Genomic DNA, 21450 nt, shown 5'->3' with positions numbered 1-21450 from the left:
ATACCAATACTGTGCCGCCTGGAAGGTCAACACCGAAAGGTATGTCTGGCGGGTATGTAAGGGTGCCAAACCTCTTCACGAACGGGTTGGGTGGAAAAAGTCGAAAATCCGCCGGGCGCTCTCGGCACTGACGCCCGGAACCTTGCCAAGGTCGGCCAGCGACGCCCGCTCGATCTCCTTCAGCGTACCGAAATGGCGCAGCAGCGCACGTTTGCGCGCCGGACCGATTCCGGGAATTTCCTGCAAGCCGGCCTCGCGGATGTCCTTCCGCCGCAAATTGCGGTGCGAGCCGATCACGAAACGATGCGCTTCGTCGCGAAGCCGTTGAATGAAATAGAGAACCGGATCGCGCGGTTCGAGCTTTATGGCCGGACGATCCGGCAGGAACAGCGTCTCGCGCCCGGCGTCGCGGTCCGGCCCCTTGGCAACCGACATCAGCGACACGCCGGTGACGCCCAATTCCTCGAAAATCCCGCACACCGCGTTGAGCTGGCCGAGCCCACCGTCGATGATGACGAGATCCGGCCATTGCGGCACATCGTCATCCCCCTGCCGGGCGGTCGCCTCATCAGACGTAAGCAGCCGCTTGAAGCGGCGCTGCAGCACCTCGCGCATCATGGCGTAGTCGTCGCCCGGCGTGAGGTTTTCCGAGCGGATGTTGAACTTGCGGTACTGATTCTTGACGAAACCCTCCGGCCCCGCGACCACCATCGCGCCGACCGCGTTGGTGCCTTGAATGTGGCTGTTGTCGTAGACCTCGATGCGGCGCGGCGCGCGCGGCAACTGCAAGGCACGCACCAAGCCGTCGAGCAGCCGCGTTTGCGTTGCGGCATCGGCAAGCTTGCGGCCCAGCGCCTCGCGCGCGTTGGTCAACGCGTGCTGCACCAGTTCGCGCTTCTCGCCACGCTGCGGCGTTGCGACCTCGACCTTGTGGCCGGCCTTGACCGTGAGCGCGCTCGCGAGCAGCGCCTCTTCCTCGATCTTGTGCGAGAGCAGCACCAGTTTCGGCGGCTGCTTGCCGTCGTAGAACTGCGAGAGAAACGAGGCGAGCACTTCGTCGGCGGCAATCGACTTATCGGCGCGCGGAAAATAGGCGCGGTTGCCCCAGTTCTGCCCGGTGCGGAAGAAGAAGACCTCCACGCAGCTATAACCACCCTCCTGATGGATGGCGAAGACGTCGGCCTCTTCCACCGTGCGCGGGTTGATGCCCTGCTGGGCCTGGATTGCCGACAGCGCCGCAAGACGATCGCGATAGAGCGCCGCGCGCTCGAATTCGAGTGCGGCCGATGCTTTCTCCATCTCGTCGGCCAATTCCTGCTTCACCGCGCGCGAGCGGCCGGAGAGGAAGTCGGTCGCCTCGCGCACGAGGTTGCGATAGGCCGGAAAATCGATCTCGCCGGTGCATGGTCCCGCGCAACGCTTGATCTGAAACAGGAGGCACGGCCGCGTGCGGCCTTCAAAGAAAGAGTCGGTGCAGGAGCGGATCAAGAACGCGCGTTGCAGCGCCGTCAGGGTGCGGTTCACCGCGCCCACCGACGCGAACGGCCCGAAATAGCGGCCGGGTCGTGTTTGCGCGCCGCGATGCTTGACGAGTTGCGGCGCCCAATGGTCGCTCGTGATCAGGATGTAGGGGAACGACTTGTCGTCGCGCAGCAGCACGTTGAAGCGCGGCCGCAATTGCTTGATGAGGTTTGCTTCGAGCAGCAGCGCTTCGGTCTCGGTCTCGGTCGAAATGATCTCGACCGTGATCGTGGCCGCGATCATACGCGCGATCCGCGCCGAGTGGCCGTTCACGCGGGTATAGGACGTGAGCCGCTTTTTGACGTTCTTGGCCTTGCCGACATAGAGCACATCGCCGCCCTCGTTCAGCATCCGGTAGACGCCGGGCGAGGTCGGAGCGAGTTTCACCGCCTTCTCGATGGCTGCCCGGCCGGTGCCGAGGCGGCTGCCGTCCTCCTCTTCCGCGGCAGCATCGACCTCCTCGGGGAGCGCGCTGTCGTCTTCTTCCGGGTTGGTGACGGCCAGGTCGATGTCCTGCGGCGGGACATCCGCGGCGGACCCAGCCGCCTTCGCGCGGTCAGCCTTATCGGCCTCCGTCACCGGATCGTCCGCGCGCCGCCCCGGCGGCGCCATCGATCCTTCATGATCGTCGCTTTTCATGGGCTCAAACTAGTGATCGCAACCCGCCGCGGCCAGCGGAAGGTAAGGTTCTCTTAACAACGTTCCACCCCGAAAAGCCCGCGTTAAGAAGTGTTTAACGTAAAACTCTCGATAAATTTTACGCAGAAAAGACGGACTTTCGTAACCACGAAGGTCCGCACCCGCCGCCTTTGCGGCGTGGTCCGAGTTCGGTGGCGTATGCGTCGGGAGTGAGTAAAAATGTTGAAGAAGGCCCTCGGAGTAGCGATTCTGGCCGCAAGCTGCGCCGCAAGCGCCCAGGCTGCCGATTTTAGTTATCGCCGCCAGGCAGCGCAGCCCTACACCGTCAATCAGCCGCTGAATGGCTTTAGCTGGGCCGGTCCCTATCTCGGCGCCAACCTCGGTTACAACTGGGGCAGCGTCTCCAACAGCGGCACCAACCCGACCGGTTTCGCCGGCGGCGTTCAGGGCGGCTACAATTGGCAGTTCGGCTCTCCGTGGGTGTTCGGCCTCGAGGCCGACATTCAGGCCACCGGCGCCGATGATACCTTCGCAGCGTGGAAATTCTCGAACCCTTGGTACGGCACGGTGCGCGGCCGCGTCGGCTATGCTCTCAATCCGAACTTCATGCTCTACGGCACCGGCGGTCTCGCTTTCGGCGAGCTGAAGGGCTCGACTCCGTTCTACTCGGCGAGCCACGTCTCGGCCGGATGGACGGTCGGCGCGGGCGCCGAATTCGCGCTCAACAACGCATGGTCGCTGAAGGCCGAATACCTCTACGTCGATCTCGACAGCAGCAACATCAACGGCCTGCCGAACGGCTACAACTTCAGCACGGTGCGGGTTGGTGTGAACTACCACTTCTGATCGCGCAAACGCGCATAGATCATCAAACCTCAAGCCCCGAGCCTTGCACCCGGGGTTTTTCGTTGGAAGCGATACTTGGGCGGCGTCAGGATGAAACCACGAGGTTGACCGCCTTGGGGCCCTTGCCCTTCTTGTCGGGCTCGACCTCGAAGGTAATCTGTTGACCCTCGACCAGATTTTTCAGGCCCGCTCGCTCCACTGCGGTGATGTGGACGAAAACATCGCGCCCCCCGTCATCGGGCTTGATGAAACCATAGCCACGCTCCGCATTGAAAAACTTCACCGTCCCCGTCATTGCCATGGGATTTGCCTCCCCCGTCTCGTCCGGCCGGCGTCCCCACACCGGTTCCCCACGCCAAGCTAATCACTGCCGGCGAGTCTTGACTATTGCCTATGTGGCGAGTCCGGAAAAATACCGGGGTACCGGGTGGGAGGCTGTCAGGCCCGTGCAGCCTCAACCCGGTACCGTCCGGCACCACCGAGGCCGAGTGGCTTTTCCAGCTCGGGAAGGATCGTCCGGAGCTCGGAGGCGAGCGTCCAGGGCGGATTGACGATCAGGAGGCCGGTGGAGACGAGGCCGCTGTCGGCTGTTTGCGGTGCGACGCTGAACTCCACCCGCAGGCAATGTTCGCTGCTGTTGCCGCGCGCTGCGACCAGCGAGGCCGCCTGCCGCACAAACTCGTCCGGCCCGCGCCGTTCCTTGATCGGGTACCAGATCATGTAGATGCCGGTCGGCCATTTCGCGTAGGCCGCGCCAAACCGCTCGGCGAGACGCGCGAATTCGTCCTTCGCCTCGAACGGAGGATCGATCAGCACGAGGCCGCGCCGTTCGCTCGGTGGCACGAAGGCAGTAAGCGCGGTCCAGCCGTCGAGATCGACCACCCGCGCCTGCGGATCATTGTAGAGATTGCCGATCAGCGCCTTGCGCGCGACGGGCTCAAGCTCGCAGGCGACGAGCCGGTCCTGCGGCCGCAGCAGCGCCCGCGCAATCAACGGCGAGCCGGGATAGGCGACGAGATCGCGCGGCGGATTGAACGCCCGCACGATATCGAGATAGGGCGACACCAGCGCCTGCGCCTCGTTCGAGAAGCGCGCCTGCAGCACGCGCGCGATGCCGAAGCGCCATTCGCCGCTGCGCTGGGCCTCATCACCTGTGAGGTCATAACGCCCTGCACCCGCATGGGTGTCGATGACGCGGAAGGCCGACTGCTTCTGATGCAGATAGGTCAGTATCCGCGTCAGCACGATGTGCTTGATGACATCGGCAAAATTGCCGGCATGAAAGGCGTGGCGATAATTCATCGGCGCGGCTTACGACAGGAGCGCGGCAAGCGTAAAGCCTCTCGCGGATCGGTATCAGCCAGCCTCGGCAAACTGCTACCCGCCGCGCATCGGCGGCATCACAATCTGATTGCGGCGGCAGGCGCTGCGGTTGACCTGCTCGCAAGCGCGGAATTGCAGATCCTTGTTCATGCAAATCCGCACCTCGCCAAGCCTGCGGCTGTCGCAGCGCACGGCGATCGCAGCGGCGCTGAGGCCCGGATTGGCCTTGATGAAAGCTTCCTCCACCTCACCCGGCGTGACCGTCTTGGGCGAGGCCAGATCGAGATATTCCTCGGGAATTTTCACCGAGGCGCGCGCCTTGCGCACCGTCTCGAAATAACCGCGCGCACCAAGCCCCGAGCAGGTGCCGTGCTTGTCCCACTCGTTGTAGACGAGCCCCGGCGCGGGCATCAGATCGAGCATTCCGCGCATGACGTTGCGATCGAGCCGCGGCGAGGGCCGCTTGCAATATTCGGGATAGCCGCGCTCATATTGCGGCCACAGCCCGTGCACCACGAACGAATAAGGCCGCCCGCTGCACTGGGCCTGCGTGCTGCGCCCGGTGTTGCCGCGCTCACGCGCCGCCTCGCAGAACGACGGCGACCACGACAGCGACAGCACATAGAAATCAAACGCGCCCGGCGCATTCTGCCGATGGTCCTGCGCCGCCGCGCCGAAGCTGGCGACAAGCAGCACGCCCATTGCAGCCGTGAGCGAGGCCAGCCCGCGACGGAAATTCACCCCATACCCGATCATGATTGAGCCCCTGCGCCACGCCGTCCGAAAAGGTAGCGAGGCCCCGGGAACATGACAAGAACAAACATGACAAGAACGATTCGCGGCCAGTCGAATCAGCCGTCTCAGGGCCGCGCCGCGCGGCAGCCGCGCCCGTAAGCCCAGTTGCGATCGAGCCCGACCACACACCACTCGACGCCCGAGGTCAGCCCGGAGCCTGCAAAGCCGCCATCCTCGATGATGGAATAGTGCACGCGGCGCGGATGGCCATCGTTGATCATCGCGCTTGCGGTGCAGAAGCGGCGCGGAATGGCATTATAGGCACCGTTCGGCCCTTCCCACGGACGGAAGGCCACTTCGCGCACATCGGCAAAGCCGGTGATGCGCAGGGCCGAATTCCAGTAGGTCGATTCCTTTTCCGCGAACTGATACGAGATGGCGCCGAGCGCCTGCGAGCAGTCGCCCATCTGCCCGTCGTAGCGCGGGCCGGACAGCCAGAAATTCAGTTCCAGCGGGTTGGCCGCGCGGGCGCTGCCGTCAGACAGCATGCCGAAAGCAGCAACCAGGATGGCGAAAACCGCAATCCGCGGCGAGGGGATAGCAATGCGCATGTGACGAAGGCCCATGGTGAGTTGGCGGACGGTGCCGCGAAGCCCCCTTCGGGTCAAGTGCAGCGCGGCCACACCTTCGGACAACGCCCCGTCAATGGCCCGCGAGCGCTTTCAAAGCCGGCCCCGCGCGGCTAGACTCCGGCACAAATCAGGGAGCCTTTCGATGCGCATGAACGGACGTTGGATAATGGCGGCGGCAACGTTCGCCTGCGGGATTGCGATGAGCGCGCCGGCGCAGGCTGACTGGGTTCCGCCGTTCAAGGGCAACGATACCGGCGGCATCATCGCTTATGCGCTCTACCAGCAGGGCGCGGACATCAAGGCGATGGCGGTCGATCACTGCGCGCGTTACGGCAAGGTGGTGAAGCTCACGGGCGCCGATGCGCAGTATGGCGGCTACATCTCGTTCGCCTGCGTCTGGGTGCCGCCCGGAAGCGCCGACCGGCCGCTGCGCGCCGCCTACTGAGGCATCGTTTCGCGACTTTCAGGCCGCGAAAATTAGCGTGGCAGAATTATGTCTTTGCCTGTCGCTCCAGATAGGTCTTCCCGCCCTTCATCTTGTGGCTGAGTGGCGCCTCGTTGATCTGAATCACCACGACCTCGGGATCGACACCAAGGTTCTTGACGAGCGCGGCGGTGATGTCCGCCATCATGCCGCGCTTCTGCTCGTCGGTGCGGCCGGCCGCCAGGTTGATCGTGATCTCGGGCATGAGATTTCTCCGCGTTCGATCTGAAAGACTTCAGGTCCAGTTGATGCCGTGGCGCGCCAGCACTTGGCGCACACCCTCAATCAGCTCGCTTTCGCTGACGGCGAACTGCGCCTCGTGCTGCTGCTTCTGCAGGAACGCCTCGCGATCTTCACTCTCGCCGCCGACCTGCGCGCCGAGGATCAGATCCTTGATCTGCACCACGCCCTTCGCCTTTTCGTCGCCGCCCTGAAGGATGGCGCAAGGCGAGTTGCGGCGGTCGGCATATTTGAATTGCACGCCGAGATTGTTCTTCGGATTGCCGAGATACATCTCGGCACGAATACCGGCGTTGCGTAGTGTCGCGACGAATTTTTGATATTGCGCGATCTCGTTACGATCCATCACCAGCACGACGACGGGGCCGGCTTCGGGCTTGGTGTCGATCTTGCCGAGCAACGTCAACGCCGCCTGCAGCCGCGAAACGCCGATGGAGAAACCTGTCGCCGGCACCGGCTCGCCGCGAAAGCGCGAGACCAATCCATCGTATCGCCCGCCACCGCCGACCGAGCCGAACCGCACCGGGCGGCCCTTCTCGTCCTTGGTCTCGAGCAACAGTTCAACTTCGTAGACAGGGCCGGTGTAGTATTCGAGACCGCGCACGACGGAAGGGTCGATCTGTACGCGTCCGTCATCATATCCAGACGCAACTAGCAGATCAGCGATTTGCCGAAGCTCCTGCACGCCATCCTCAAAAACCTGAACCTTTTGGCCTAGACGCTGCCGAACATGATCGAGCGTTTCAAAGACGCTCTCGAATGTTACGCGGCGGTGCCATTCAGCGCCGTCCTGAGATGCAAACGTCAGAGTGTCGAGTGGCCGCGCTTTCTTTTCAGTTGTACTTGCTGGGCCCGTAAGAACAACACCGGTCTGAAACACCGAAAGAACAAGCTGGATGGATCTTTCATCTAGTCCAGCGCCCTTCGTGAAATCTCCACTCTCATCCTTCCGCCCTTCACCCAACAATAGGCGCACGCCCTCAAGTCCGAACTTGTCAAACTTGTCCATTGCCCTGAGCACGGTGAGTTTGCGGCCGGCTTCGTCATCGCCAAGGCCAATGCTGGACAGCACACCATCAAGCAGCTTTCGATTGTTTATTCGAACCACGAACTGATGAGGGGCAATGCCCAGCGCTTCCATCGTGTCGGCGGCCATCATGCACATCTCGGCGTCGGCGGCAGGCGAGGCCGAGCCCACCGTGTCGGCGTCAAACTGCATGAACTGGCGGAAGCGGCCGGGGCCGGGCTTCTCGTTGCGATAGACGTAGCCGTGGCGATAGCTGCGATAGGGTTTTGGCAGCGTGTCGAAATGCTCGGCGACGTAGCGCGCGAGCGGCGCGGTGAGATCGTAGCGCAGCGAAATCCACTGCTCGTCGTCGTCCTGAAACGAGAACACGCCCTCGTTCGGCCGGTCCTGATCGGGGAGGAACTTGCCGAGCGCGTCGGTATATTCCATCGCAGGCGTCTCGACCGGCTCGAAGCCATAGCGCTCATAGACGCTACGGATCGTCTCCACCATCGCGCGGGTCGCGGCGATCTCGGAGGGCGTGCGGTCGATCAGCCCGCGCGGCAGGCGCGCGCGCAGTTTCTGCGGTTTTTTCGGTTTCTTGTCGGACATGGAGCGGTTGGTACCAGCCGCCAAATCGTCTCGCAAGCGTCCCCCGGCATCTTCCTCGCAAGAAGCCCCTCACCCCGACCCTCTCCCCGTAGAGAACGGGGAGAGGGAGAGACTGTGCTCCACCTCTCCTGCTTGCGGGGACACGATCATCTCGCCCCAAGAACGAGGGAAGAGAGAGGAATGCATGAGCCAAACCTCGCCCCGCTTGCGGGGAGAGGTCGGATCGTGAAACGATCCGGGTGAGGGGCAAGCCGATGCGAGGACCGGATCGCAAGGCCACATCACGGGCGCGGCAACTTCGCAGTCACCAAACCGACGCGGAAACCAAGCTCTGGCACCGGTTGCGCAACCGCCAGATCGCGGGTTGCAAGTTTGTGCGGCAAGAGCCTGTTGGCCTCTACGTCTACGATTTCATCTGCCGCGAGCGAAAATTGGTGATCGAAGTCGACGGCGGGCAGCATGCGGAAGCGAAAGCCGACATCGTTCGCGGCGACACCCTTACACGGGACGGCTACTGCGTGCTGCGCTTCTGGAACAATGAGGTTCTCGGAAACATCGACGGCGTTCTGCAGACAATCGAAAGCAAGCTGCTGGACCAAGAGCCCCTCACCCCGACCCTCTCCCCGTAAGAACGGGGAGAGGGAGGACAACGGCCTTTCACCTCGCCCCGCTTGCGGGGAGAGGTCGACATGCGCAGCATGTCGGGTGAGGGGCATTCCCTTCAATTCACCAGCACGGCGCCGTCGCAACGGATAGCTGCCACCCAGACATCCGCCTGCCCCAACCCGACGCCGAGCGTCTGCAGCACGGTGTTGAGAAGCGTATCGACCGAGCTGGTCGCGCCTGAGATGATCGACGTGACCTGCGGGCCGAGCCCGGGGACCGGCAATGCCAGCGGGCCTAATTGAATCGCAAGCGCGAGATCGCCAAGCAAGCTCGCCGTCAGCGACGACGTAAATGAGGTGGTGGTGACCGTCTTGCGCGTCTGCGCCTGAATGTCGGCATAGGTAAAGTTCACGTTGGTGGCAGCGGTGTTCGCCATCGCCGCATGGGCGCGCCCCGTCACCTTGACGGCGCCGAGATCAACCAGCGTCGCCGCCGGCGGATTCGGTTTGGTGGAGAAGTTCGTCATCTCCGCGCTGGTGACGTTGCCGATCCACGCATCGACGATGCCGGGCGACACGCCAAGCTCCACCTTCGACGACGCAATATCGGGATAGCCGCAGCTCACGCTGTTGAGCGTCGCGGTGCCACTTGCCACCTCGACATAGACCGGAAGGTTGACGGCCGCGACCGAACCGCTGCCGAGCAACTGGATGGTGGCGAAGATGCGGGTCTGCGCGGTGTGCACGCTCGCGCCCGCCTGCCCGATGGTGATCCAGTTCGAGCCCACCGGCCGCTCGCCCACCGTAATTTGCAGCGTGATGCCGGCAATGCCCGGCAGGCCGAGATTGAGACTGGCCGCGATCTGATGCGTGCCGTTGGCAAGCTGTGCGGTGGCGGACAACAGATCGAGTGCTGCGAGATCGACGCCGACTTTCGGCTGCTGGCCCACCGTCATGTTGCTGTAAGGCCCGGCATCGATCAGTTGGCCGAGCGCGATTTTCGTGCTGATGCCCGACAGCGCCGAGCCGATGTTCGACAGCGCGCTGCTCGCCGCACTCGTGGTGCTGCTGGTCTGCAGCGCGCCGATGATGTCCGTTATTTTCAGGTTCGATTGCAGCAGCGTATCGTAACTTGCGCCAGTGAGGCTCGCGCGTGTCGCCAGCGCCGACATGAAATCGAACAGGTTGATCTTCGCATCCGCCAGCGCCTGATAATCCATGGCGGACAGCGACAGCGAGGTGCCGAGCATCTGGCCGAGCAGCGCGTTGAGAAGCCCGCCATTCACCGCCGCAAGGCGCGAGCCGATGGCGAAGGTCGCAAGCTGCGTGGTGGTCGCGACCGACGTGACGCGCAGATTGACGGTCGGATCGCCGGTCAGCACCTTGCCGAAGAACAACGGCGTTCGCGTTTGCATGGTCACGCGCACGGCGCTGGCAGGCGTGGTGCCGGCGGAGAAGCGCTGCTGCGGCCCGAGCGAGGTGTTCGCCGTGTAGACGCCGGTCTCGACAGCCACGAGAGAATCCGGCGGGTAGTGATTTTTGGCGACAGTGGCCGCAGCAGCGCGAGAGGCACGGGAAAGATCGCTGGCGGCGACGATCGCCGCGAGATCGGCCGCGCTTTGCGCGCGGCGCTTGTCGGTGAACACCGCGCCGACATCGACGCCGAGCGCGGCGCAGCCGGTGACGAGGACCATGCACGCGGCGGCGATGAAGGCGACATTGCCGCGCTCATTGGCGGCGAACCGGCGCAGCAGGCCCTGCCCCCTCGCCCCGCTCTTTGCGGGGAGAGGGTCGGGGTGAGGGGCTCTAAATGCTTCGTCTAAACTCGGGAGCCCCCTCACCCGCTCGCATTCGCTCGCGACCCTCGGGTCAAGCCCGAGAGCAGGCCTCTCTCCCCCATGGGGAGAGGTAAAGAAGCGCCGGCACCGATCAAAATATCTTCGCATCAATAGCCTCCGCGCGGAATGGCGGCCGAGCGCACGATGGTGGGCGGCGGTGCAGGCACGAAGGACGGCAGCGTGTAGATGAACGTGTGCGAGGCATCGTAATTGACGGTGACGATGAACACGTTGGGATCGGTCGACGACGTCGCGGCATTGACCGAGAGCTGCGCGGGCACGATCAGCGGATAGCTCGCCGCATTCTGCGCGACGTAACTCGCCGCAAGCGAGCGGCGCTCGGTTTCATTCAGGCCCGCGACGGACGTGCGCGCGGCCTCGGCGGCGAGTTGCTGCACATCGTGCACCAGCGCGAGATAGGCGCCGAACATCACGATGCCGAACACCAGCATCAGGAACACCGGCAGCACGATGGCGAACTCGACGGCGGAGGCACCGGAGCGGGCTTTGGAGAAATCGCGGAAACGGCGGAAGCGCGTTGTCATGCCGCCATATTGGCCACACAACTTTTAATAAGCAGAAAAAGAAATATACTAGCAATGGTAGTATGTATCTGCCATTGCGGATGCAGCGGATGAGTGGCGGGAGCGATGCAGTCCCTGTCGTTCCGCTTGCATGGCCGACCTGATAGGGTCCGATCCCATGCCTGCCCTGGAAGGCATGTCTTTGGAAGGAAAGTTGCCTTGAATATCCAATCGCCCCGCTCCGTTTTGTCGCCGAACGATCTTGCCGCCTACTGGATGCCGTTTACCGCCAACCGCGCATTCAAGCAGGCGCCGCGCATGCTCGCGGGCGCGAAGGACATGCACTACTTCACCACCGATGGCCGCAAGATCATCGATGCCGCTGCCGGCATGTGGTGCTCCAACGCCGGCCACTGCCGCGCGCCGATCACCGAGGCGATCACCAAACAGGCGGCGGAGATGGATTACGCGCCGCCGTTCCAGTTCGGCCATCCGCAGGCGTTCGAACTCGCAAGCCGCATCGCCGCGCTGGCGCCGAAAGGCCTCGAGCAGGTGTTCTTCTGCAATTCGGGCTCGGAGGCGGCCGACACCGCGCTCAAGATCGCGCTCGCCTATCACGCCACCCGTGGCGAGGCCGGATGCACGCGCCTGATCGGCCGCGAGCGCGGCTATCATGGCGTCGGCTTCGGCGGCATCTCGGTCGGCGGCATGGTCAACAACCGCCGGCTGTTCGGCGCACTGTTGAACGGCACCGATCATCTGCCCGCGACCTATAATCACGAGCATCAGGCGTTCTCCAAGGGCGAGCCGGAATGGGGCGCGCATCTTGCCGATGAACTCGAGCGCCTCGTGGTGCTGCACGGCAAGGACACCATCGCCGCCGTGATCGTCGAGCCGATGGCGGGCTCGACCGGCGTGCTGGTGGCGCCGAAGGATTACCTGAAGCGGCTGCGCGCGATCTGCGACAAGCACAACATTCTCCTGATCTTCGACGAGGTCATCACCGGCTTCGGCCGCCTCGGCTATGCCTTCGCCGCCGAGCGCTACGGCGTGGTGCCGGACATGATCACCTTCGCCAAGGGCGTCACCAACGGCGCGGTGCCGATGGGCGGCGTGATCGTGCGCGAGGACATCCACGACACCTTCATGAAAGGGCCGGAGCACATCGTCGAACTGTTCCACGGCTACACCTATTCGGCACATCCGCTCGCCTGCGCGGCCGGCCTCGCCACGCTCAACATCTATCGCGACGAGGGGCTGTTCGAGCGCGCGCGCCAGCTCGAGCCGCTGTTCGCCGACGCCGTGATGGGGCTGCGCAAGGAGCCGAACGTCACCGACATCCGCACTGTTGGCCTGACGGCGGGCATCGACCTCGCGCCGAAGGATGGCCAGGGCGGCCTGCGCGGCCTTACCGCGCTCGCCTGCGCCTTCAACGACCATGACCTGATGCTGCGGGTCGCGGGCGATACGCTGGCGCTGACCCCGCCCTTGATCGTCAGCGAGGCGCAGATCGGCGAGATCATCGACAAGGTCGCGGGCGTGATCCGCTCCGTCGCGTAAGGGAATTGTACAGGGCGGGCGCGACCCCGCCCTGCCTACGCATCTTTCTGTATGAGGCGTGGAGAAGAGGTCTCCGCGCCTTTCCGCCTGTTCGGTCTTGATGTTAGGATCGCGGCCGCCGGGAGGGTGGCTGCCGCATGATCCGCGTTTCGACGATTTTCATCACCATCTGCATGGTGCTGATCGCGGCGTCGTTCGGCCTCATTCTCTATGCGCTGACCGGACTCAGCATCCGGGAATCGGCGTTTGCGGGCCTCGCCGTTCTTGCCTCCCTCGCGCTCTACAACGTGATCTCGACACGGGTGCGCGGCGCCGATGTCGGCACCCGGATCACCGATCTCTCGCATGGCACCGCCGACCTCGCCCGGCAGGTCGCGGAATATGGCCGCCGCCTCGCGCTGATCGAAACGCGGCTCACCGCGACCGACACGGCGGCGCAGGACCGCGCCCGCTCGGTGATGAGCGAGATCGGCGAACTCGGCATGATGATCAAACATCTCGCGGGCTCGGTCGCGACCCATGACGAACTGCTCGCCTCGGCGACGAGCCTCGCCAGCGCCCACCATCTGCCGCCGCAGCCGCACGAGGCCGCACCGGTTACGCCCTCGCCTGCGGCCGAACCCGCACCCGCCGTTGAGGCTGCTGTCACCACGCCGCACGCCGCGGCCGAGGAGTTGCCGCCAGCCGCCGCGCCGCTTGCCGACGTTCTCGCCGCGATCAAAAGCGCGACGCAGGCGAACCGCATCGACCTCTATCTGCAGCCGATCGTCTCGCTTCCCCAGCGCAAGGTGCGCTTCTATGAAGCCGTCTCGCGGCTGCGCGACGACAGCGATCGCATCTTCAACGCGGGCGAATTCATCGACATCGCCGAAACGAGCGGCCAGATCGGCCAGATCGACTATTCCGTGCTGTTCCGCTGCGTGCAGGTACTGCGCCGGCTACATGTCCGCGCCAAGGACGTCGGCATGTTCTGCAACATCTCCGGCGCGACGCTCGCGAACCCGGCGATCTTCAGCGAATGCATCGCCTTCCTTGAAGCCAACCGCGCGCTCGCACCCGCGCTGGTTCTCGAATTCAAGCAGAGCGCCTTCCGCACGCTCGGCCCGATCGAAATCGAGCATCTCGCGATGCTGAAACGCCTCGGCTTCCAGTTCTCGATCGACAACGTCACCGACCTCAAGATCGACGGCCGGGAGCTCGCCGATCGCGGCGTGCGCTACCTCAAGGTGCCGGCGTCGCTGCTGCTCGAGCGCGCCGATGCCTCATCAGCCGACATTCACGCCGCCGATCTCTCACACCTGCTGACGCGCTTCGGCATCGACCTGATCGCGGAGAAGATCGAGGGCGAACGCGCCGTGGTCGATCTGCTCGATTACGACGTGCGCTTCGGTCAGGGCTTCCTGTTCTCGGCACCACGGCCACTGCGGCCGGAAGCCGCCATGCCCGCGCCGGTTGCCGCCAGCAGCAATCCGCCGAAAGCCCCGAGCCCAACACCTGCCGAGAACGCGACGCCGCCCGCTCGCGCTGCCGCCGACACGCGCCTCTCCGGCACCGCGGCGCTCGCGCGGCGGATCGCGCAGAGCTAGGGGCGTTTTAGGTTTATTCAGAATCGTCATGCGCGGGCATAGCCGTTCGAAGAACGGCGTCGCTTCCGCTCGCCTATGACCCGCGCATCCATCAAAAACGAAGAGTCGTTTCAAGAAGATGGATTGCCGGGTCAAGCCCGGCAATGACAGACTCGTTTCCATCAATCGCGCCTTATGCGGCCTTTCTTTCTTCGCCGCATCGTGGCAGGGGTGAGCCTCCTTTGCGCGCCGACGTTCCTCGCGCCTCATCCCTCCCCGGACTTTCGACATGACGTTTCCCCGCTTCGTTCCGCATTTGCGCGACCTCGTGCACAACACCGACGCTCTCATCAGCGATATCTGGGGCGTGGTGCATAACGGCGTGACGTCGTTTCCGGAGGCTTGCGAGGCGCTGCAGACCTTCCGCCACAACGGCGGCACGGTGGTGATGCTGACGAACTCGCCGCGCCCGACACCGGCGGTGATAGAGCAGCTTCGCGACCTGCGCGTGCCCGACGATTGCTACGACGCCATCGTCACCTCGGGCGACCTCACGCGCCATGACATCGCCGCGCGCCCCGGCGAACCACTCTACGCCATTGGCCCCGATCGCGACGGCCCGGTGTTTCACGGCCTCGATGTCACCTTCGCGCCGCTGGAAGACGCACGCTACATCGTCTGCACCGGCCTGTTCGACGACGAGGTCGAGACCGCGGAGGATTATCGCGAGATCCTGCACGCTGCGCTCACGCGCAAGCTGCCGATGATCTGCGCCAATCCCGACATCATCGTCGAGCGTGGCCACAAGATGATCTATTGCGCGGGCGCGGTCGCCGAACTCTATCGCACGCTCGGCGGCGAGGTGACGTTCTACGGCAAGCCGCACGCCCCGGCGTACGAACGTGCGTTCGCGCTGGTGGCGGAGCATCGCGGCCAGCCCGTGCCGCGCGAGCGGATGCTGGCGATCGGAGATTCGGTGCGCACCGACCTTGCAGGAGCCAACGGCGCGGGACTGCCTTGCGTGTTCATCACCCGCGGCATTCACGCAGCCGAATTTGCGGAGCTGCAGGAGATCGACGCTGCCGCCACCCAGCGGCTGTTCGGCGACACCAAGCCGCCGTTCGCGCTGATGCGCGAACTGCGCTGGTAGCACGTCCGGAGCACTCGCGACGGTGCTCTAAAGTGGTTTCGCTTCTGGTGAAAGCGAAAGCCGTCATTGCCGGGCTTGCCCCGGCAATCCATCATTTAGAAATGATAGTTCAGGGACGCCTTGACGATGTTCAGCTTGAGATGCGCGTCGATGGCGAGTGGCAGACCGGCGAAGCCTCCGGAAAGATGCGAGCTGTCGAAGGCGTAGCTCTTGTTGCCGAAGTCGGCATAAAGATATTCGAAGCCGAACGACACCTGGCGGGCCAGCTTGACCTCGCCACCTGCGCCGACCACCCAGCCTGAACTCGTCGCCTTCGCCGTGATGTCATGGGTGCCGTCGATAAACGTATCCGTCGCCCTGGTGCCGGCGAATGCCGCGCCGCCCGTCGCATAGATCAGCAATTGCGGATTGACGGCGAAGCCGGCCTTACCGCGCACGGTGGCGAGCCAGTTGACCGATCCGATCGCATAGGAATCTCTCGGAAGGCCTGAGCAACCCGCTCCCAGTTCGGCGCATGCGCGGCCGCTCAAATCCGCCCAGGCCATGTCGCCGACGAGACCGCGCCGTTGGCGAACTGATAGTTGTAGCCGAGCTGCCCGCCGACGAAGCCGCCCTTGGTGGTGAGATCGATCGGATAAGCGCCGGCGAGGAGGAGAATGCCGGTCGGCTCCGAATGCGACGGTCCCGTCGCATAGCCGCCGATGATGCCCGCATAGGCTCCCGTCCAGCTATCAATCGGTGCTCTGTAAACGGGGGCTTTGACCGCAAGGTCCGCCGCGGAAGCACAATTGACTGCATCGAACACGGTGAGTGCAGTGAATAAACCGATTGATCGCAAACGCATTTTCAGCCCCCTGAATTCTTAAATATACTTGAAGCAGCCCCACAGGCGTCCCTGACTAACCAAATGGAACTTTGAGTTCTACAGAATTTTCGCGCGGAGAAGGCCGAAGTCCACGGATTGTTGCACTCGCGCGACGCTGGATGGGCGAAGGGACGCTCACGTTCGCGCTGATGCGCGAGCTGCGCTGATAGCGCTTGACCAGGTTTGAGTGAGCTTAATCAGCAACCCCAAGCTCAATAAACGCTTGGGCGCCACCTCTCCCGTGGAGAGAGGTCGGAAGCGGAGCGCAGCGACGTTTCCGGGTGAGGGCGTACGATGCTTGAGAGAATTCGGGGACTTGCCCCAAGCAATTTCAGGAGCCCCCTCACCCGCTCGCCATGCGTGGCGAAGACGCGCGTAAACGCGCTTATGGCTCGCGACCTCTCCCCAACGGGGAGAGGTGAAGAAAGAACCGCATTTCCATCTTGATGAAAGTTGCTTACGCCGCGTGATCCGGGAACACCGCGTCGATCTTGGTCTTGAGCGTCGCCGCATTGAACGGCTTGACGATATAATTGTTCACGCCGGCCTTCTTCGCCGCGATCACGTTCTCGGTCTTGGACTCCGCGGTGATCATGATGAAAGGCGTGGTGGCGAGATTGGGGTCGCTGCGCACTTCCTTGAGCAGTTCGTAACCTGTCATCGGCTCCATGTTCCAGTCGGAAATCACGAGCCCGTATTTCTTGCCGCGCATCTTGGCGAGCGCAGCCGAGCCATCGCTGGCGTCGTCGATATTTTCAAAACCGAGTTGCTTCAACAGATTCCGGATAATACGGATCATGGTGTTGTAGTCATCCACCACCAACACCGGCATCGACAAATCCATAGCCATCGCTCAGCTTCCCCTCGCGCCCGTGATACGGCACGTCCTAATATCCATGTGGTGCAAATCGAGCCGCGGCCCCTGGCACCACTTCAGCCTGTGATCAACTGCTAGCATCCCGGCTTAAACAGCCCGTTAATCCGTTTGGTCGCCTTGACTTCATCCTTTTGTATCGCTCACTTCCACCATCCCGAGCTTGCCTGGCCTTATGATAAACAATCCGTTTCAGATCATCCGCGACACCACGCCCAACGCCGATATCCCGCGCGGGGCGACGATCGCGCTCGGCAATTTCGACGGCGTCCATCTCGGCCACCGCACGGTGATCGAGGCCGCGCTGACAATGGCGAAAAGCGCTCATCAGCCAGCCTTTGCTTTGACCTTCGAGCCGCATCCGCGCAGCTTCTTCAAACCCGACGCGCCGCCCTTCCGCCTCACCGACGAGACCACCAAGCTGCGGCTGCTCGCAGGCACCGGACTCGACGGCGCGATCGTGCTGACATTCGACGCCGCGCGCGCCGCCACACCCGCTCAGGAGTTCATTAACCACGAACTGATCGAGCGCCTCGGCGTCAGCGGCATCTCGATCGGCGACGACTTCCATTTCGGCAAAGGCCGCGGCGGCACGCCCGCAACCCTCGTCGAATGGGGCAGACAACGCGGCATCCCCGTTCACGTCCAGACCCATGTCGGCCTTGCCGATATGCCGATCTCGTCAAGCGCGATCCGCGCGGCGCTCGCCGAGGGCCGCGTCCGCGACGCCACCGCGATGCTGGGCAGCCCGTGGTTCGTCAACGGCACCGTGATCCATGGCGCCAAGCGCGGGCGCGATCTCGGCTATCCCACGGCGAATATCCGCCTCGCCCCCCACGTCGACCTGCAGCACGGCATCTATGCCGTCCGCGTCGGCCGGGGCGGCGGCAGAGAGCTTCTCGGCGGCGTGGCGAGCTATGGCCGCCGCCCGACCTTCGACAACGGCGACGCGCTGCTCGAGGTGTTTCTGTTCGACTTCGCCGGCAGTCTCTACGACGAGGTGCTCGACGTCGCCTTCATCGAATATCTCCGGCCCGAGAGGAAATTCGACGACCTCGCCGCGCTGGTGCGCCAGATGGACGACGACAGCATCCGCGCCCGCGCCGTGCTGCGCGCCGCCCCGGATTCCTTCCCCACGCTCGGCAAGGTGACGGGTTAGGCTTCTGGCTTCCCCTTCCCTCTCCCCTTATGGGTGTCGTCCCCTCTCCCGCATAGCCCGTCAAAGACGGGCGTGAACGCCCTTTCGGTGGGAGAGCGTTAGGGAGGGGGAAAGCCACAGCGGCCATCGATCACTCCCCCTCTCCACCTCTCCCCCGCAAGCGGGGGAGAGAGCAGATCGTACCCGCTGTAAAATCAGGCCCTGACGCAACATTTTCATCTGGCGGGTTTCCCCCGCCCGCCAAAACGCGCTATTCACCCCGCCATGACCGACAAGCCGAAAACCGACGCCCCCGATTATTCCAAGACGCTCTATCTGCCGCAGACGGACTTCCCGATGCGCGCGGGCCTGCCGCAACGCGAGCCGGACCTCTTGGCGCGCTGGAACGAGATCGACCTCTACGGACAACTGCGCGCGACCTCGAAAGGGCGGCCGAAATTCGTGCTGCACGACGGCCCGCCCTACGCCAACGGCAATATCCATATCGGCCACGCGCTCAACAAGATCCTCAAGGACCTCGTGACCCGGAGCCAGCAGATGCTGGGCTTCGATTCCAATTACGTGCCGGGCTGGGACTGCCACGGCCTGCCGATCGAATGGAAGATCGAGGAAGGCTACCGCGCCAAGGGCAAGAACAAGGACGCGGTGCCGATCAACGAATTCCGCAAGGAGTGCCGGGCGTTCGCGCAGAAATGGGTCGACATCCAGCGCGAGGAATTCAAGCGTCTCGGGGTGATCGGTGACTGGGCGCATCCCTACACCACGATGGCGTTCGCCGCCGAAGCACAGATCGCGCGCGAGATCATGAAGTTCGCCGCCAACGGTCTGTTGTATCGCGGCTCCAAGCCGGTGATGTGGAGCGTGGTGGAGAAGACCGCGCTTGCCGAAGCGGAAGTCGAATACGAGGACCACACCTCCGATACGGTGTGGGTGAAGTTTCCGGTGAAGGCCGCGTTCGGCCGTCTCGCCAACGCCTCGGTGGTGATCTGGACCACGACGCCGTGGACGCTGCCCGGCAACCGCGCCATCTCGTTCTCGTCGAAGATCGCCTACGGTCTCTACAAGATCACCGACGCGCCCGCCGACAACTGGGCGAAGACCGGCGACCTTCTGATCCTCGCCGACAAGCTTGCCGAAGACGTGTTCAAGCAGGCGCGCGTCACGTCCTATGAACGCACCTCCGACATCGACAGCGGCATTCTCGACGCGCTCGAATGCAGCCATCCGCTGAAGGGATTGGACGGCGGCTACGAATTCACCGTGCCGCTGCTCGATGGAGATCACGTCACCGACGATACCGGCACCGGCTTCGTCCACACCGCGCCGGGCCATGGCCGCGAGGACTTCGACATCTGGATGCACAATGCACGCGAGCTCGAAGCGCGCGGCATTTCGGCGGCGATCCCCTACACGGTCGATGAGAACGGCGCACTGACGACGCAGGCGCCGGGCTTCACCGGCCGCCGCGTGCTCACCGACAAGGGCGAGAAAGGCGACGCCAACGACACCATCATCAAGGCGCTGGTGGAGCGCGGCGCACTGCTCGCGCGCGGCCGCCTCAAGCATCAGTATCCGCATTCGTGGCGCTCGAAGAAGCCGGTGATCTATCGCAACACGCCGCAATGGTTCATCGCGATGGACAAGGCCATTAAGGGAGAGGTGAAAAAAGGCGATACGCTGCGCCATCGCGCCTTGCAGGCGATTTCCGTCACGCGCTGGGTACCCGCGCAGGGCGAGAACCGCATCACCGGCATGATCACCGGCCGCCCCGACTGGGTGGTGTCGCGCCAGCGCGCCTGGGGCGTGCCGATCACCGTGTTCGCGCGCGAGAACGGCGACGGCTCGGTCGAACTGCTGCGAGACGAGGCCGTCAACACGCGCATCGCCGAGGCTTTCGAAAAAGAGGGCGCCGACGCCTGGTACATCGAGGGTGCGCGCGAGCGCTTCCTCGGCAACCACGCCAACGAGGACTGGCAGAAGGTCGACGACATTCTCGACGTCTGGTTCGATTCCGGCTCCACGCACGCGTTCGTGCTGGAAGATCCGGTGCATTTCCCGGGCCTTGCCGGCATCGAGCGGAAGGTGGACGGCGGCCGCGACACCGTGATGTATCTCGAGGGCTCGGACCAGCATCGTGGCTGGTTTCATTCCTCGCTGCTGGAGAGCTGCGGCACGCGCGGACGCGCGCCCTACGACGTGGTGCTGACTCACGGCTTCACGCTCGATGAGCAGGGCCGCAAGATGTCGAAGTCACTCGGCAACACCACCGCGCCGCAGGACGTCATCAAGCAGTCCGGCGCCGACATTCTGCGGCTATGGGTCGCCCAATCGGATTATTCCGACGATCTGCGGATCGGGCCGGAAATCCTGAAAGGCACCATCGAGACCTATCGCAAGCTGCGCAACACCATCCGCTGGATGCTCGGCACGCTGCATCACCTCACGCCGAACGACAGCGTCGCGTTCGCCGACATGCCGGAACTGGAGCGGCTGATGCTGCATCGCCTCAGCGAAGTCGATGCCACGGTGCGGCGCGCCTATGCCGAATTCGACTACAAGAACGTGATCGCGGCGCTCACCAATTTCATGAACACCGAACTCTCGGCGTTCTACTTCGACGTGCGCAAGGACGTGCTCTATTGCGACCCGGCGTCATCAACGACGCGGAAGGCCGCGCTCACCACCGTGAGCATTCTGTGCGACGCCATCGTCAAATGGCTCGCGCCGATCCTGTCCTTCACCTGCGAGGAGACCTGGCTCACCTATCGCGCGAGCGAGGCGCCGTCGGTGCATCTCACCACCTTCCCCGACGGGCTCGACAAATATCGCAACGATGCACTGGCCACGAAATGGGAGAGCATCCGCGCGGTGCGCAGCGTCGTCACCGGCGCGCTGGAGATCGAACGTGCGGCCAAGCGCATCGGCTCCTCGCTCGAGGCCTCGCCGCTCGTCTATGTCTCCGACATGAAGCTGTTCGCGATCCTCGCCGACACCGATCTCGCCGAAGTGTGCATCACCTCGAATGCGATGGTCACCAACGACGATCCGCCCGCGGATGCGTTCCGGCTCACCGAGGTGCCGGGTGTCGCCGTGGTGGTGGAAAAGGCGGTGGGGAAGAAGTGCGCGCGCTCGTGGAAGATCCTGCCCACAGTCGGCGACGATCCGGAATATCCCGACGTCACACCCCGCGACGCGCAGGCGTTGCGCGAATGGAAGGCGCTGGCGAAGGTCTGACGGCGATGTGCGATGGCCCGCACCGCACCCGATGCCCG

General features: G+C 63.8%; 20 protein-coding genes. 8 read left to right on the top strand and 12 right to left on the bottom strand.

Features of this window, described 5'->3' with window-relative positions:
* Positions 1 to 75 precede the first annotated feature (75 nt).
* Positions 76 to 2160, bottom strand: coding sequence for an excinuclease ABC subunit UvrC (uvrC, locus tag OCA5_RS04540; RefSeq protein WP_012564343.1), 2085 nt, complete (start codon positions 2158 to 2160; stop codon positions 76 to 78).
* Positions 2161 to 2379: 219 nt separating this feature from the next.
* On the opposite strand from uvrC, the gene OCA5_RS04535 reads away from it, so the two are divergent.
* Entirely contained in the window at positions 2380 to 3006 is a 627-nt protein-coding gene (locus OCA5_RS04535) for an outer membrane protein (RefSeq protein WP_012564344.1), read from the top strand.
* An 85-nt stretch (positions 3007 to 3091) separates the two neighbouring features.
* Here OCA5_RS04535 and OCA5_RS04530 read toward each other — a convergent pair whose 3' ends face one another.
* From OCA5_RS04530 to OCA5_RS04515, 4 genes are all read right to left on the bottom strand, one after another.
* Entirely contained in the window at positions 3092 to 3307 is a 216-nt protein-coding gene (locus tag OCA5_RS04530; RefSeq protein WP_012564345.1) for a cold-shock protein, read from the bottom strand.
* Between the two features lie 137 nt (positions 3308 to 3444).
* Entirely contained in the window at positions 3445 to 4308 is an 864-nt protein-coding gene (locus tag OCA5_RS04525; RefSeq protein ID WP_012564346.1) for a 23S rRNA (adenine(2030)-N(6))-methyltransferase RlmJ, read from the bottom strand.
* A gap of 75 nt (positions 4309 to 4383) precedes the next feature.
* Entirely contained in the window at positions 4384 to 5085 is a 702-nt protein-coding gene (locus OCA5_RS04520; protein WP_013912878.1) for a ribonuclease T2 family protein, read from the bottom strand.
* A gap of 104 nt (positions 5086 to 5189) precedes the next feature.
* Positions 5190 to 5675, bottom strand: coding sequence for a hypothetical protein (locus OCA5_RS04515; RefSeq protein ID WP_012564348.1), 486 nt, complete (start codon positions 5673 to 5675; stop codon positions 5190 to 5192).
* A gap of 163 nt (positions 5676 to 5838) precedes the next feature.
* Here OCA5_RS04515 and OCA5_RS04510 point away from each other — a divergent pair, with 163 nt between their 5' ends.
* A complete protein-coding gene (locus OCA5_RS04510; RefSeq protein ID WP_012564349.1) occupies positions 5839 to 6141 on the top strand; it encodes a hypothetical protein in 303 nt (100 codons plus the stop codon).
* A gap of 46 nt (positions 6142 to 6187) precedes the next feature.
* Here the strand turns inward: OCA5_RS04510 and OCA5_RS04505 are convergent, their stop codons facing one another.
* On the bottom strand, positions 6188 to 6385 hold the full coding sequence (locus OCA5_RS04505; RefSeq protein ID WP_012564350.1) for a tautomerase family protein: 198 nt from the start codon (positions 6383 to 6385) through the stop codon (positions 6188 to 6190).
* Between the two features lie 30 nt (positions 6386 to 6415).
* Positions 6416 to 8038 carry a histidine--tRNA ligase gene (gene hisS, locus OCA5_RS04500; RefSeq protein ID WP_012564351.1) on the bottom strand — a complete coding sequence of 541 codons (1623 nt, stop codon included), beginning with the start codon at positions 8036 to 8038 and terminating at the stop codon, positions 6416 to 6418.
* A gap of 254 nt (positions 8039 to 8292) precedes the next feature.
* Between hisS and OCA5_RS04495 the strand changes: the two genes are divergently transcribed.
* On the top strand, positions 8293 to 8667 hold the full coding sequence (locus OCA5_RS04495) for an endonuclease domain-containing protein (RefSeq protein ID WP_012564352.1): 375 nt from the start codon (positions 8293 to 8295) through the stop codon (positions 8665 to 8667).
* 92 nt (positions 8668 to 8759) lie between these two features.
* Here the strand turns inward: OCA5_RS04495 and OCA5_RS04490 are convergent, their stop codons facing one another.
* Both OCA5_RS04490 and OCA5_RS04485 read right to left on the bottom strand, forming a co-directional pair.
* Entirely contained in the window at positions 8760 to 10589 is a 1830-nt protein-coding gene (locus OCA5_RS04490; protein ID WP_013912875.1) for a pilus assembly protein TadG-related protein, read from the bottom strand.
* Positions 10589 to 11026: a TadE/TadG family type IV pilus assembly protein gene (locus OCA5_RS04485; RefSeq protein ID WP_012564354.1), complete on the bottom strand. Its 438-nt coding sequence runs from the start codon at positions 11024 to 11026 to the stop codon at positions 10589 to 10591. The genes OCA5_RS04490 and OCA5_RS04485 overlap by 1 nt, the downstream gene beginning before the upstream one ends.
* 198 nt (positions 11027 to 11224) lie before the next feature.
* Here OCA5_RS04485 and aptA point away from each other — a divergent pair, with 198 nt between their 5' ends.
* The 3 genes from aptA to OCA5_RS04470 all read left to right on the top strand — a co-directional run bounded on the left by aptA (position 11225) and on the right by OCA5_RS04470 (position 15280).
* Positions 11225 to 12565: an omega-aminotransferase AptA gene (gene aptA / locus OCA5_RS04480; RefSeq protein ID WP_012564356.1), complete on the top strand. Its 1341-nt coding sequence runs from the start codon at positions 11225 to 11227 to the stop codon at positions 12563 to 12565.
* Positions 12566 to 12702: 137 nt separating this feature from the next.
* Positions 12703 to 14151 carry an EAL domain-containing protein gene (locus OCA5_RS04475; protein WP_012564357.1) on the top strand — a complete coding sequence of 483 codons (1449 nt, stop codon included), beginning with the start codon at positions 12703 to 12705 and terminating at the stop codon, positions 14149 to 14151.
* Between the two features lie 268 nt (positions 14152 to 14419).
* Positions 14420 to 15280, top strand: coding sequence for a TIGR01459 family HAD-type hydrolase (locus OCA5_RS04470; protein WP_012564358.1), 861 nt, complete (start codon positions 14420 to 14422; stop codon positions 15278 to 15280).
* A gap of 95 nt (positions 15281 to 15375) precedes the next feature.
* On the opposite strand, the gene OCA5_RS04465 is transcribed toward OCA5_RS04470, so the two are convergent.
* The 3 genes from OCA5_RS04465 to OCA5_RS04455 all read right to left on the bottom strand — a co-directional run bounded on the left by OCA5_RS04465 (position 15376) and on the right by OCA5_RS04455 (position 16995).
* A complete protein-coding gene (locus OCA5_RS04465; protein ID WP_244396088.1) occupies positions 15376 to 15825 on the bottom strand; it encodes an outer membrane protein in 450 nt (149 codons plus the stop codon).
* Positions 15807 to 16124, bottom strand: coding sequence for a hypothetical protein (locus tag OCA5_RS04460; protein ID WP_013912873.1), 318 nt, complete (start codon positions 16122 to 16124; stop codon positions 15807 to 15809). Before OCA5_RS04460 ends, OCA5_RS04465 begins: the two co-directional genes overlap by 19 nt.
* A 478-nt stretch (positions 16125 to 16602) precedes the next feature.
* On the bottom strand, positions 16603 to 16995 hold the full coding sequence (locus OCA5_RS04455) for a response regulator (protein ID WP_013912872.1): 393 nt from the start codon (positions 16993 to 16995) through the stop codon (positions 16603 to 16605).
* Positions 16996 to 17194: 199 nt separating this feature from the next.
* Between OCA5_RS04455 and OCA5_RS04450 the strand changes: the two genes are divergently transcribed.
* The gene (locus OCA5_RS04450) at positions 17195 to 18178 is read left to right on the top strand and encodes a bifunctional riboflavin kinase/FAD synthetase (protein WP_012564362.1); all 984 of its coding nucleotides are present in this window, start codon (positions 17195 to 17197) and stop codon (positions 18176 to 18178) included.
* A 264-nt stretch (positions 18179 to 18442) separates the two neighbouring features.
* Positions 18443 to 21412 carry an isoleucine--tRNA ligase gene (gene ileS / locus OCA5_RS04445; RefSeq protein WP_012564364.1) on the top strand — a complete coding sequence of 990 codons (2970 nt, stop codon included), beginning with the start codon at positions 18443 to 18445 and terminating at the stop codon, positions 21410 to 21412.
* The last annotated feature ends 38 nt before the right edge of the window (positions 21413 to 21450 follow it).

The sequence above is a fragment of the Afipia carboxidovorans OM5 genome (genome assembly GCF_000218565.1).
GTDB lineage: Bacteria > Pseudomonadota > Alphaproteobacteria > Rhizobiales > Xanthobacteraceae > Afipia > Afipia carboxidovorans.
Note: the sequence above shows the minus strand (reverse complement) of the source record. Positions and strands in the feature narration are given on the sequence as shown.

Bases quoted from the DNA above. Each gene is read 5' to 3' on its own strand.
- hisS (WP_012564351.1), bottom strand. From the start codon at position 8,038: ATGTCCGACAAGAAACCGAAAAAACCGCAGAAACTGCGCGCGCGCCTG.
- OCA5_RS04470 (WP_012564358.1), top strand. From the start codon at position 14,420: ATGACGTTTCCCCGCTTCGTTCCGCATTTGCGCGACCTCGTGCACAAC.
- OCA5_RS04490 (WP_013912875.1), bottom strand. From the start codon at position 10,589: ATGCGAAGATATTTTGATCGGTGCCGGCGCTTCTTTACCTCTCCCCAT.
- OCA5_RS04485 (WP_012564354.1), bottom strand. From the start codon at position 11,026: ATGACAACGCGCTTCCGCCGTTTCCGCGATTTCTCCAAAGCCCGCTCC.
- OCA5_RS04535 (WP_012564344.1), top strand. From the start codon at position 2,380: ATGTTGAAGAAGGCCCTCGGAGTAGCGATTCTGGCCGCAAGCTGCGCC.
- OCA5_RS04510 (WP_012564349.1), top strand. From the start codon at position 5,839: ATGCGCATGAACGGACGTTGGATAATGGCGGCGGCAACGTTCGCCTGC.
- OCA5_RS04530 (WP_012564345.1), bottom strand. From the start codon at position 3,307: ATGGCAATGACGGGGACGGTGAAGTTTTTCAATGCGGAGCGTGGCTAT.
- OCA5_RS04520 (WP_013912878.1), bottom strand. From the start codon at position 5,085: ATGATCGGGTATGGGGTGAATTTCCGTCGCGGGCTGGCCTCGCTCACG.
- OCA5_RS04515 (WP_012564348.1), bottom strand. From the start codon at position 5,675: ATGCGCATTGCTATCCCCTCGCCGCGGATTGCGGTTTTCGCCATCCTG.
- OCA5_RS04505 (WP_012564350.1), bottom strand. From the start codon at position 6,385: ATGCCCGAGATCACGATCAACCTGGCGGCCGGCCGCACCGACGAGCAG.
- OCA5_RS04525 (WP_012564346.1), bottom strand. From the start codon at position 4,308: ATGAATTATCGCCACGCCTTTCATGCCGGCAATTTTGCCGATGTCATC.
- OCA5_RS04455 (WP_013912872.1), bottom strand. From the start codon at position 16,995: ATGGCTATGGATTTGTCGATGCCGGTGTTGGTGGTGGATGACTACAAC.
- OCA5_RS04475 (WP_012564357.1), top strand. From the start codon at position 12,703: ATGATCCGCGTTTCGACGATTTTCATCACCATCTGCATGGTGCTGATC.
- OCA5_RS04450 (WP_012564362.1), top strand. From the start codon at position 17,195: ATGATAAACAATCCGTTTCAGATCATCCGCGACACCACGCCCAACGCC.
- OCA5_RS04460 (WP_013912873.1), bottom strand. From the start codon at position 16,124: ATGCGTTTGCGATCAATCGGTTTATTCACTGCACTCACCGTGTTCGAT.
- ileS (WP_012564364.1), top strand. From the start codon at position 18,443: ATGACCGACAAGCCGAAAACCGACGCCCCCGATTATTCCAAGACGCTC.
- uvrC (WP_012564343.1), bottom strand. From the start codon at position 2,160: ATGAAAAGCGACGATCATGAAGGATCGATGGCGCCGCCGGGGCGGCGC.
- OCA5_RS04465 (WP_244396088.1), bottom strand. From the start codon at position 15,825: ATGGCCTGGGCGGATTTGAGCGGCCGCGCATGCGCCGAACTGGGAGCG.
- OCA5_RS04495 (WP_012564352.1), top strand. From the start codon at position 8,293: ATGCGAGGACCGGATCGCAAGGCCACATCACGGGCGCGGCAACTTCGC.